At 73.0% G+C, this 11,860-nt stretch carries 7 protein-coding genes and 1 pseudogene; all 8 read left to right on the top strand.

Annotated elements, in window-relative coordinates; translation table 11 throughout:
* Nucleotides 1–13: 13 nt before the first annotated feature.
* Nucleotides 14–724, top strand: a pseudogene (locus ALLO2_RS14725) (ABC transporter permease); the annotation flags it as partial.
* 22 nt (nucleotides 725–746) lie between these two features.
* Complete coding sequence (locus ALLO2_RS14720; protein WP_035732766.1) at nucleotides 747–2,264, top strand: ABC transporter ATP-binding protein; 1,518 nt, start codon at nucleotides 747–749, stop codon at nucleotides 2,262–2,264.
* The gene (locus tag ALLO2_RS14715; RefSeq protein WP_051875285.1) at nucleotides 2,261–4,306 is read left to right on the top strand and encodes a rhodanese-like domain-containing protein; all 2,046 of its coding nucleotides are present in this window, start codon (nucleotides 2,261–2,263) and stop codon (nucleotides 4,304–4,306) included. The genes ALLO2_RS14720 and ALLO2_RS14715 overlap by 4 nt, the downstream gene beginning before the upstream one ends.
* Entirely contained in the window at nucleotides 4,303–5,721 is a 1,419-nt protein-coding gene (locus tag ALLO2_RS14710; RefSeq protein ID WP_023840270.1) for an FAD-binding oxidoreductase, read from the top strand. The genes ALLO2_RS14715 and ALLO2_RS14710 overlap by 4 nt, the downstream gene beginning before the upstream one ends.
* Before the next feature lie 277 nt (nucleotides 5,722–5,998).
* Entirely contained in the window at nucleotides 5,999–7,237 is a 1,239-nt protein-coding gene (locus tag ALLO2_RS14705) for an MFS transporter (protein WP_157493413.1), read from the top strand.
* Between the two features lie 243 nt (nucleotides 7,238–7,480).
* Entirely contained in the window at nucleotides 7,481–8,254 is a 774-nt protein-coding gene (locus ALLO2_RS14700; protein ID WP_035732762.1) for a thioesterase II family protein, read from the top strand.
* Nucleotides 8,255–8,414: 160 nt separating this feature from the next.
* A complete protein-coding gene (locus ALLO2_RS14695) occupies nucleotides 8,415–9,557 on the top strand; it encodes a small ribosomal subunit Rsm22 family protein (RefSeq protein ID WP_198031011.1) in 1,143 nt (380 codons plus the stop codon).
* 132 nt (nucleotides 9,558–9,689) lie between these two features.
* Nucleotides 9,690–11,792, top strand: a complete 2,103-nt coding sequence (locus ALLO2_RS14690; RefSeq protein WP_023840273.1) for a hypothetical protein — start codon at nucleotides 9,690–9,692, stop codon at nucleotides 11,790–11,792.
* Nucleotides 11,793–11,860: the final 68 nt, after the last annotated feature.

Here is an 11,860-nt window from a genome sequence, read left to right as displayed (position 1 = left end):
CTGATGCCCGAGAACATCCTCGCCAGGAATCGCGACCTCGCCCACCGAGAAGCTGCGCGGCCCGAGCCTCCACCACCTGTTCGGCACCGACGAACTCGGCCGGGACCTGTTCACCCGGGTCATCCACGGCTCCGCCATGACGGTCCGGGCAACCGGGGCGTCCGTGCTCATCGCGGTCGTCGTCGGTCTCGCGATCGGTGTCCTCGCCGGATTCTTCGGCGGCTGGATCGACGTGTTCCTCATGCGCGTGGTGGACGTTCTGCTCGCGATCCCGCTGCTGCTGGCGCTCGCGATCGTCACCGCCCTCGGGTTCGGCCTGGTGCCGATGGCGGTCGCGGTGGCGGTGGCCCTCGTGCCGCAGTTCGCGCGGACCAGCCGGGCCCAGGTGTTCCAGGTCAAGGGCCAGGCCTACGTCGAGGCCGCCCGCACCGGGGGCGCATCCTGGGGTCGGGTGCTGTGGAAACACATCCTGCCCAACTCGTGGGGTCCGGTGGCGGTGCTCGCGGTCCTCGACTTCGGGACGGCCGTGCTCGTCATCTCCTCGCTCAGCTTCCTGGGCTTCGGTGCCCCGCCACCGGCGGCAGAATGGGGGACACTCATCTCGAACGGGCGCAACTTCCTTATCACCAGCCCCTGGCTGTCGCTGCTGCCGGGTCTGTTCGTCGGGCTGGTCGTGTTCAGCCTCAACCACATTGCCCGCACGATCGAAGAGGTGCAGCGGTGAACATGGTGAACACGGTGAGCGCGTGAATGCCGTGAGCACGGTGAGCACGAAGGCGGACGCCGTGGCGGGCCGGAACATCGTGGAGCTCACCGGGCTGTCCGTCGCGGGCACCGGCGTGACCGGCGCGTCCGAGCGGGTGCTGCGGACGATCCGCGGCACGGTGATCGGACTGGTCCCGCAGGACCCGATGGTCGGGCTCAACCCGACGATGCGGATCGGCGGGCAGGTGGCCGAGGCCGTGCGCCGCAGCGGCGTTGACAAGCGGCTCGTCTCCGCCGAGGTGGTCGAGGCGCTCGACCGGGCCGGGCTCGACAACCCGGTCCTGCGGGCCCGGCAGTACCCGAACCAGCTCTCCGGCGGCATGCGGCAACGGGTCCTCATCGCGATCGCGATCGCCGCGCATCCGCGCCTCATCGTCGCCGACGAACCGACGAGCGCGCTCGACGTCACCGTGCAGCGGCGGATCCCCGACCATCTCGGCCGCCTGGTTGCCGAGTCCGGCACCTCGCTGCTCATCATCACCCACGACCTCGGGGTCGCGGCCGACCAGGCCGACCGGGTCGTCGTGATGCGGCGCGGCCGGGTCGTCGAACGCGGGGCACCGGCGTCGATCCTGCGCACCCCGCGCGACCCTTACACCCGCCACCTCATCGAGGTGGCGCCGGCGTTGTCGTCCACCGGCGGCCTCGTCCCGCGCTTCCCCGAGGCGCCCCCGGCTCCCGAGCTGCTGCGGCTAGAGGGGATCACGAAGGACTTCCGGCTGCCCCGGACCCGGGGCGGGGAGCGGGTCTTCCGGGCGCTGGACGAGGTGTCCCTGTCGGTGCGGGCGGGCCAGACCCTGGGCCTCCTCGGCGAGTCCGGGTCGGGCAAGACCACCGCGCCGCGCATCGCGATGGGCCTGGAGAAGCCGACCAGCGGCCGGATCCACCTCGACGGGCAGGACATCACCTCCGCCGGCTGGTCGCAGCTGCGGCCGCTGCGGCGGCGGTTCCAGCTTGTCCACCAGAACCCGTTCTCCTCACTGGACCCGCGGTTCACCGTCGGGGAGAGCATCGCCGAGCCGCTGCTCTCCTTCCGCGTCGGCGACCGGGCCAGCCGCGCCGCCCGGGTGCGCGAGCTGCTCGATCAGGTCGCCCTGCCCGCCGCGTTCCGCGGCCGCCGGCCGATCGAGCTCTCCGGCGGCCAGCGCCAGCGGGTCGCGATCGCCCGGGCACTCGCGATCGAACCCGAGCTGGTCTTCCTCGACGAACCCGTCTCGGCGCTCGACGTGTCGGTGCAGGACCAGATCCTGACCCTGCTCCTGCGGCTGCAGCAGGAGCTCGGGGTCGCCTACTTCTTCATTTCCCACGATCTCGCCGTCGTGGCCCAGCTCGCCCACGAGGTCGCGGTGCTGCGCGCCGGCCGCATCGTCGAGAGTGCTCCGGCGGCCGACGTCCTCACCGCGCCGACGCAGGACCACACCCGCGAGCTGCTCGGCGCGATTCCCGGGCAACGGTTCGCGGCCGCACTCGCCGCCGCCCAAGGAAAGGACGCACGATGAGTCGCAGGTACGCACGCACGGTGAGTCGCGGGTACGCACGCACGGTGAGTCGCAGGTACATCGTCATCGGAGCCGGGGCCGTCGGCGCGACCGTCGCCGTGGAGCTGCGGCTCGCCGGGATCGACGTCGTCGTCGTGGCCCGGGGCGCGAACCTCGCGGCGCTGCGGGCGGGCGGGCTGCGCTACATCCGACCGCCGGCCACGCCCGGCGGTGAGCCCGACGAGCGGCGGATCCCCCTCGACGTCGTCGGCGGCCCGGACGAGGTCGACCTGCGTGGTGACGACGTGCTCGTCCTCGCCACCAAGTCGCAGGACTCCGAGGCGCTGCTCGCGCAGTGGGCATGGCGGCCGGTTGACGTTGACGGCACGCGGCGCACGGCGGCGGAGGCGCTGCCCGTCGTGCTGCTTCAGAACGGGATCGAGAACGCCCGTACGGCGTTGCGCCGGTTCGCCACGGTGATCGACGCGGTCGTCCTCAGCCCCTCCTCGCACGTGCGACCCGGCGAGGTCGTGTCCCCGGCGGCCCCGCTCGCGGCGGCCTTCTACCTGGGCCGCGCCCCTCGCGGCGCCGTTGACGACCCGACCGCCGAGGCTGTCGCGGCCGACCTGCGCCGAGCCTCGTTCGCCGTCGCGGTCGTCGCGGACATCGACCGACGCAAGGCCGGCAAGCTGCTGGGCAATCTGGCCTACAACCTCGACGCGATCTACGCTCCGAGCGAGCTGCGCGACGCGGCGGCTGCCGTGCTGGTCGAGGAGGCGCGGCGGGTGTTCGCCGCGGCCGGCGTGGAGACCGCCGGCGTCTGTCCGGACGACGGGCTCGACCTGTCCGGCCTCGTTCCGCACGAGATCCCCGGCTTCTCCCGGGAGGGCAGCTCCACCTGGCAGAGCCTGGCGCGTGGCGGGTCGGTCGAGTCGGACTTCCTCAACGGCGAGATCGTGCTGCTGGCCCGCCTGCACGGGCTGGCGGCACCGGTCAACGCCGGGGTGCAGCGGCGGATCGCCACCGCGGCGCGCACCGGCACGCCGCCGGGCGGATTCGACCAGGCCGACCTCGCCGCCCTGCTGGCCTCGGCACCTGCCGGCGTGGTCCCCTATGCCGGCGTGGTCCCCTATGCCGACGTGGCCCCGGATGCCGGCAGGACACGTGCCGGCGTGGCGCTCGGGGAGGTCCTCGTCAACGTGAGACGTCTGCACGACGAGCTGCTCTCGCCCGGCCCGCCGCTGCTGCTCGACGTCCGCTGGGCCCTGGGTGACCCCCACGGGCACGACCACTACCGCGAGGGCCACCTGCCGGGCGCGGTCTACGTCGACCTGGACACCGAGCTCGCCGCCGCACCGGGCGGGACCGCCGGGCGGCATCCGTTGCCCGAGCTCGTCAACCTCCAGCAGGCCGCCCGGCGCTGGGGGCTGACCGCCGGGCGTGCGGTCGTGGTCTACGACGCGGTCGGCGGGCTGTCCGCCGCCCGGGCCTGGTGGCTGCTGCGCTGGGCGGGCGTCGCCGACGTCCGCATCCTCGACGGGGCACTCGCGGCCTGGCAGGAGGCCGGGTTCCCGCTCGAGACCGGCGAGATCATCTCGGCGCCCGGCGACATCGTCCTGCACGCCGGTCAGCTGCCGGTGCTCGACGCGGACGGCGCCGCCCGGGTGGCCCGCGAGGGTGTCCTCCTCGACGCCCGTGCGGCCGAGCGGTATCGCGGCGAGGTGGAACCGATCGACCCGCGCGCCGGCCACATCCCGGGAGCGGTGAGCGCCGCGACGGGGGAGAACCTCGACGCGAGTGGCCGGTTCCTGCCCCGGGACGAGCTGCGGGCCCGGTTCGCGGCCCTCGGCGTCGTCGGCGGCGGCGACGTCGGCGTCGGCGGCGACGGGAACGGGGCCGGCGGGCGGGCGCGGCCGGTCGGGGNGTACTGCGGATCCGGAGTGACGGCCTCCCACGAGATCGCCGCGCTCGCCGTCGCCGGCATCGACGCCGCCCTGTACCCGGGTTCCTGGTCGGCCTGGTCGGCCGACCCCGACCGGCCCGTCGCCACGGGTCCGCAATGACCCCGGCGCGGTTCGCGGTCGCGCTGCCGGCCGGGCAGTGGAGCACCGATCCGGCCGTCGTCAACGCCCACCGGTGGGACCGGTCCGGCTGGCAGCCCGCGGGCCGCCCGATCGGCGTCGCGTTCGCGCGCGAGGTGACCGACGTCCAGGCGGTGCTGCGGGCGGCGAGCGCGGCGCGGGTAGCGGTGACGGTGCGCGGCGCCGGTACCGGCCTCGCCGGGGGAGCCGCGGCCTCGGCGGGCAGCGTCGTGCTCGACCTGTCCGGAATGAACCGCATCCGCGAGCTGTCGGTCACCGACGCGGTCGCGGTCGTCGAGCCTGGCGTGATCACCGCCGATCTCGATCGGGCGGCCCGCGAGGTCGGCCTGTGCTACGCGCCGGATCCGGCGAGCGCGGCCATCTCCACCATCGGCGGGAACATCGCGACGAACGCCGGGGGCCTGAGCTGTGCGAAGTACGGCGTGACCCGGGAGTCGGTGCTCGGTCTGGACGTCGTCCTCGCAGACGGCGAGCGCATCAGCACCGGGCGGCGAACCGTCAAGGGGGTCGCCGGCTACGACCTGACCGGGTTGTTCGTCGGATCGGAGGGAACTCTCGGGGTGGTCGTCGGCGCCACCGTGCGGCTGCGGCCCGCGCCGCGCTCCACGGTCACCCTGGCGGCCTTCTTCGACACCTTCGCCGAGGCCGCCGAGGCCGTCACCGCGCTTGGCGTCGCCGGGATCGTCGTGGCCGTGGCCGAACTGCTCGACGGCCGCACGGTGCGGGCCGTCGACGCCGCCACCGGCAGCGACCTTGCCTCCGCCGGCGAGGTCTTCCTGCTCGTCCAGACCGACGGGTCGGGCGCGGGAGAGGAGGCCGATGCCGTCGAGGGCATTCTCGCCGAGCGGGCGAGGAAGGTCCGGCGGTCGGTGGACGAGGCCACGGCGGAGGCGCTGCTCGCCGCGCGCCGCTCGGCGCTACCCGCGCTGGAGCGCCTCGGCCGGGTGCTCATCGAGGACATCGCCGTGCCGCGCGGCCGGATGGCGCAGGCCGCCGCGCGCATCGTCGAGATCGGCGCCGCCACCGGCGTGGACATCTTCACTCTGGCCCACGCCGCCGACGGCAACCTGCATCCCATCATCGTGGTCGACCCCGTCGACCCCGTCGACCCCGTCGACCCCGTCGACCCCGTCGACCCCGTCGACCCCGTCGACCCCGCCGACCCCGCCATCCCCGAGCGTGCCTGGCACGCCGCCGAGCAGATCTTCGCCACCGCGCTGGACCTGGGCGGAACGGTGACCGGCGAGCACGGCGTCGGGGTGCTCAAACGGCGCTGGCTCGCCACGGAGCTCGGCTCACGCAGCCACGACCTGCAACTCCGGCTCCGTCAGGTCTTCGACCCGGCCGGCATCCTCAACCCGGGCCGCGCGATCTGACCATTGACCGGCCCGCGCCGCCGTGAGTGTCGCTTCTCGCACGGTGGGCGGGGACCGGGCGAATCTTCCCAGCGCTCCCGATGGTGAGAATCGCTACCGACAGTGAGAATCGCTACCGATGGTGAGAACAGTCCCAACGGCGAGAACACGAGAACGGGGACAGTCTCGGCCGCGCGCCCCATCATTGTCGATGTGGGCAGTGGGGCCGGGCGCGCTGTTCGCCTCATGACTTCGTCGTCCCGAGGAGAAGACCATCATCAAGGGCACCTTCCGTTCCTTGTCCGTCTACAATTTCCGGCTCTTCGCGGGTGGCCAGGTGTTGTCCGTGACGGGAACCTGGATGATGGTCGTGGCCCAGGACTGGCTCGTCCTTTCGCTGAGCGGCGACTCGGGAACAGCCCTGGGCCTCGTGACCGCCCTGCAGTTCACCCCGATGCTGTTGCTGACCCTCTACGGCGGAAGGCTCGCGGACCGCTACGACAAACGCCGGCTACTGACCGTCGCGAACCTGGCCTCCGGACTGCTCGCCCTGGCGCTGTCGCTGCTGGTGTTAACCGGCACGGTCCGGCTGTGGCACATCTGCCTGNTCGCACTGGGCCTCGGTCTCGTGAACGCCGTCGAGATGCCGACCCGGATGGCATTCGTGAGCGAGCTGGTCGGCGCCGAACTCCTCCCCAACGCGTCGGCGCTGAGCGCGGCGTACTTCAACGTCGCCCGGGTCGCCGGCCCGGCCGTCGCCGGCCCGTTGATCGGCGGCTTCGGTACCGGCCCGGTCATGATGTTCAACGCCGTGAGCTACCTCGCGACGGTGGTGGGTCTGCGGATGATGCGCCCGGCCGAGATGCACCGCGACGCGCGCCGGGCGACCTCCACCCGCGTCGTCGACGGACTGCGGTACGTGCTCGGCCGGGAGGACCTGGTGCTCGTGCTTGGACTCGTCGCGACGATCGGGCTGTTCGGCCTGAACTTCCAGCTCACCGTGCCCCTGCTCGCCAGGACGGTATTTCATGCCGACGCGGCGGCCTTCGGGCTGCTCACCAGCGGGCTCGCCGCCGGATCGCTGCTCGCGGCCCTCGTGACGNCCGCCCGCCGCACCCGCCCGTCGGCCGGCATGGTGATCGGATCCGCGCTCGCGTTCGGCCTGCTGGAGACGGTGACCGGCTGGGCGCCCAGCTATGCCACGGCGGCCGTGCTCCTGATCCCTACCGGCTTCGCGACGATCTACTTCGCTCAGGCGGCGAACCACCGCATCCAGCTCGGCAGCGATCCGCAGTACCGAGGCCGGGTGATGGCGATCTATACCCTGATCCTGCAGGGATCGACGCCGCTAGGTGCCCTGTTCGTCGGCTGGCTCACCGAGCACCGTGGCGCCCGCGCCGGGTTCTACATCGGAGGTCTCGTTTCGGTCGCCGCCGCGATCGCCACACTGGTGGTGGACCGCATGCGGGCCGCGGCCGTCGACGACCCGCCACGCCCCGGCGCCCCGGCGCCCGGCGCCCGAACTGTAGAGGGTTAGTCACGGTCCACAGTCTCCGCCATTGCTAACCCGCCACACTTTCCCGTTTCCCACACCGGGCCGCCCGCCACCTAGTGGTCCTGTTGCCGGAGGTGATGTGTCGAACGCCGAGTCGAACGCCGAGCGGAAAAGAGCCCCGGGAACCCTTGCATCGCCTAAGCTGGAGACTGAGGGATTCCCCGGATAATTCGATTCCATCACGAGAGCGGTGTACTATCATCATGCGAGTATCCGACCGCGGCGGTGGCCGTGTCCAGTGACGTCGATCTGTGGCTGAGGCGTTTCCATCCGGCGTCGGCGAGCGCCCCGCGGCTTGTCTGTTTTCCCCATGCGGGCGGCGCGGCAAGCTTCTACGTTCCGCTATCCAGGGCATTGTCGCCGGTCGCCGAGGTGCGTTCGGTGCAGTATCCGGGCCGCCAGGACCGGCGGACGGAGAGGCCCGAGACGGCCATCGAACCCCTCGCGGACCGCATTGCCGACGTGCTGCGTCCCCTCACCGACCGCCCGCTGGCGTTCTTCGGTCACAGTATGGGGTCGACCGTCGCCTTCGAGGTGACCCGCCGGCTGGAGGCGGCGGGCGGCCCGGTGCCGTTCGTGCTGTTCGCATCCGGCCGCAGAGCCCCGTCGGCCTCCCGCGCCGAATCCGTGCATCTCCTGGACGACGAGGGTTTTCTGCGGGAAATCCGTGCGCTTGGTGGAACCGACCCGCGCATCCTCGCCGATCCCGAAATACTGAAGCTGATCCTGCCGCCCACCCGGGCGGACTACCGGGCGATCGAAACGTATTCTGCCCCGTCGGACGCGGTGATCGGTACGGCGATTACCGTGCTGGTCGGGGATTCCGACGCCAAGGCCACCGTGGCCGAGGCCGAACAATGGCGGGCGCACACGACCGGNGCGNTCACGCTGAAGGNCTTTNCCGGTGGCCATTTCTATCTGTCGGACCAGCAGGCCGCCGTCATCGACACCGTCTCGGCCGGGCTGGTTCCCGCGGCCACCGCGGGGCCCTCGCTCTGACCCGTCGGCTTGCCCCGCCGGCTGGCTCGTCGGTCAACGTTGTCGACCTGGACGTGTCGACCTGGACGTGACCCCCACCACGGGCACCGGCGGCACCCCGGGCGGGATTCGCGTCAGCGTATTTCGTTCGGGGCCGTGGCACCGCGGCTACGCTTCGACCGTGCGGTACGGGTCGGGACGCGAGGGACGCGAGGGACGCGAGGGACGCGAGGGACACGAGGGACACGAGGGACACGAGGGACACGAGGGTGTGGTGGCCGGTCTGCTCGCCGCGGCCGCGGCCGAGACGGGCGCGTCCGTGGGGCCCCCGCCGGCGCGGGCGATGTCCCGCGCCTACCGGGAGTTGTCCGACCGGTATCGCGCGAACACCGCCACACCGGGTGACGGCGAGCTGACGGCGGATCACGTCCAGGCCTACCTCGCCGCCCGACTGCCCGCGACGCTGGCGGTCACCCGCGCGGTTCTCGGTGAGGTGGCGCTGCGCCGCCCGGACTGGCGGCCCGGGTCCGTCCTCGACCTGGGCGCGGGTCCCGGGACGGCGACCTGGGCCGCGCTGGCGGTCTTCCCCGGCGTGACCCGGGCCGTCCTGGTCGAGCGGTCCGCGCTGATGATCGACGTCGGTCGCCGGCTGGCCCGCCGCGGTGGCGCGCCGGCGCTGGGCACCGCGACCTGGCAGCGCACGTCCGTGCTCACCCCGCCCGGCGACGGCGCGGACCGGGCCGACCTGACAGTGGCGGCCTATGTGCTGGGCGAGCTCGCCGACGGCGACCGGGCCGCAGCCGTGGCCGCGTGGTGGCGGGCCACCGCGGCGGAGTTGGTCATCATCGACGCGGGAACCCCGGCCGGCTTCGCGCGGATCCGCGCCGCGCGCTCGGCGCTCGTCGAGACCGGCGCGACCATCACCGCGCCCTGCCCCGCCGACGACGACTGCCCGATGACGGCGGGGGACTGGTGCCACTTCGGCCGGCGGGTCGAGCGCAGCGCACTGCACCGGGCGATGAAGGACGGTGCGCTCGGGTACGAGGACGAGAAGTACTCCTACCTCGTCGCGTCGCGCCGGCCGCCCGCGCACGCCGCCGGTCGGGTGCTGCGCGTGCCGCGGGCCCGCTCGGGCCATGTCCGCCTGACGGTCTGCGAGGCGCCGCGGCAGGGTGACGTGGTCATGCCGCGGCAGCGTGACGTGGTCGTTTCCCGCAGCGAGAAGGAGGCCTACCGCTGGGCCCGGCGGGCCTCCTGGGGGGACGCCGTCCCGCCCGGCNCNGGGCCGCGCTGNCCCGCTGTCAACGTCGGGACCCGCCGGTGACCGGAACCCGGTGACCGGAACCCTTTGACCTGGTACCCGGCAGTCATGGCCAGTTACCGGCTGTCTACGCTTATGTCTGTTATGCCGTTGTCTGTTATGCCGTGTCGGTGTGCGTCGAAGCCGGTCCATCAGATGGACGGCGGGTCGACGGCGGCCCGCCGCCGGGCCCGCCGGTCGGGCCGCACGCCGGCGCTGATCGTCGCGGCCATCTGCGGGTGTTCGTTTGTCGTCAGCCTGGTCCTGCAGGCGACGCTGTACCGGCACGGCTCGGGTGACGCGGACGAGGCGGCCTACGTCCTGCAGGCGCGCATGCTGCTCGACGGCCGCCTCACCCTGGACGCGAACACCGTCGAGCCGTTCTTCCGGCCCTGGCTGACCGGGGAGCACGACGGGCGGGTGTTCACCAAGTACCTTCCCGGGTGGCCGGCGCTGCTCGCCGCGTCCCAGGCGTTGTTCGCCACCATGGCCGTCGCCCCGGCCCTGGTGGCGGCCGGCTGGGTGGCCGGGACGTACCGGCTGGCCCGCGAGCTCTTCGACGACGCGGTCACCGCGGTCACGGCGGCGGTGTTCGTCGCGCTGTCCCCGCTCGTCCTGGTACACACCTCGCTGCCCCTCGCCTACGCGTGCGGAGCCGCGACGCTGACCCTGGCGTGCGCGGCGCTGCTGCGTGGCGGCCGGACCGGGGCGCGGCTGTCGCTCATCGGCGGCGGGGCAGGCCTGGGATTCGTCCTGCTCCTGCGGCCCTTCGACGCGGTGATCGTCGCCGTTCCCGTCGTGGTGTTCGTGCTGGCGCGGCTGTGGCGGTCCGCGGGTGGCCGGTCCGCGGGTGGTCGGTTCATGCGTGCCGTGGCGCACCGGACCGCCTGGGCACTCGCCGGCCTGGCGCCGTTCGTTGTCGTGCTCCTGGCGTACTGCCGGCGGGTGACCGGTTCTGCGCTCCGGGCGCCGCTGTCGGCCTCCGATCCGCTGGACCGCTTCGGTTTCGGGCCGCGTCGCATCCTGCCCTCGGAGCCGACGTTCCTGTTCACCCGCCGGCTCGCCCTCGAGGCCCTGCACGGCACCGTCGTGGCGGCCCCGAGCTGGGTGTTCGGGGGCGTCGCGGTCCTCGTACTCGCGATCTTCGGCGCGCTGCGGGCGCACCGCCGTCCCGAGCGCGTCCTGCTGGTCGTCATCGTCGCCGCCGTCGGTGGCGGCTACTTCTTCTGGTGGGGTTCGGCGTTCGCGATGCCGGGCCTGCTCAACGGTCTCGGTCCGCACTACCATCTGGCCGCGTTCGCCCCGATCATGATTCTCGCCGCCGACGGCGCCCGCCGGGTGTGGTCCATGAGCGAACGGTGGTTCTCCCCGTGGCCCGGCACCGGCTCTCCGCCGGCCCGACCCGTCCCGCGGCGACCCGTTCTGCGCGGATCAGGTCTGCGCAGACCCGTCATCGCGGTCCTCGCCGCCGCGGGCCTGATCCTCCTCACTGTGGACGCGATCCCGGACAAGGTCGCCGGCCAGCGATGGGTGAACGACCGCAACGCGTTCCTCGACGCCCTGCTGCCGGACCGCTACCCGGCCCCGGCGGTGGTCGTCGTGACGCCCGGCGTCCCGAGCCGTTACACCCAGGTGCCGTACCAGATGCTGCGGAACACCCCGGACCTCGCCGGGCCGGTGGTGTACGCCGCCGACATCGGTGCCGGCACGGCCACCCTGCCCGACCGGATGCCGGGCCGGGCGGTCTACCGGCTGCGTCCCGACGAGATCGTCGACCCGGCCGCGCCCGCGAGCTACTTCGGGTCCTTCACCGCGCTGCGCCAAGTCGCCGGCAACCGCGTCCGCGTCCAGGTGACGGCGCGCGATCCCGGTGGTGCTGGTGGCTCCGGTGGCACCCTATACATCCGGTTGGGTGCCACGACCAGAACCGTCCAATTCGGGCCCGCGAACGCCGGGCCCGCGGACGCTCCCGGGATCACGCACACCTTCACGGTGACGACCGGCACCCCGCTCGGACCGGACGAGCTCGGCATCGCCGGTGCGACGCTGCCCGACGAGCTCGTCGTCGGGTTCACCGTGCCGACGGGAGCCGGTGCGGCACGCTGGGAGGAGCGGATCCCGCTGGCCCGGCGTCCCTCCGGAGAGCTGGCCCTGCTCGTGCCCGGCCTGGGCTGGCGTCAGGTGCCGAACCGGCCCGGAGCGGGATGGCTGCCCGCCCCGGTCCGTCCGGCGCTGGCCGTCTCGGTCGGTGCGACGTGACCGGGGAACGGATCGTGACCAGATAATTCGATGGATTTGACCGGTGCGGCGCCGGGGTCAGACCCAAA

The organism is Frankia sp. Allo2 (genome assembly GCF_000733325.1).
GTDB classification, from domain to species: Bacteria; Actinomycetota; Actinomycetes; order Frankiales; family Frankiaceae; genus Frankia; species Frankia casuarinae.
This window is presented reverse-complemented; position numbering and strand designations above follow the sequence as displayed.

Coding starts and splice junctions, on each gene's coding strand:
- ALLO2_RS14710 (WP_023840270.1), top strand. CDS start 4,303: ATGACCCCGGCGCGGTTCGCGGTCGCGCTGCCGGCCGGGCAGTGGAGC.
- ALLO2_RS14690 (WP_023840273.1), top strand. CDS start 9,690: ATGGACGGCGGGTCGACGGCGGCCCGCCGCCGGGCCCGCCGGTCGGGC.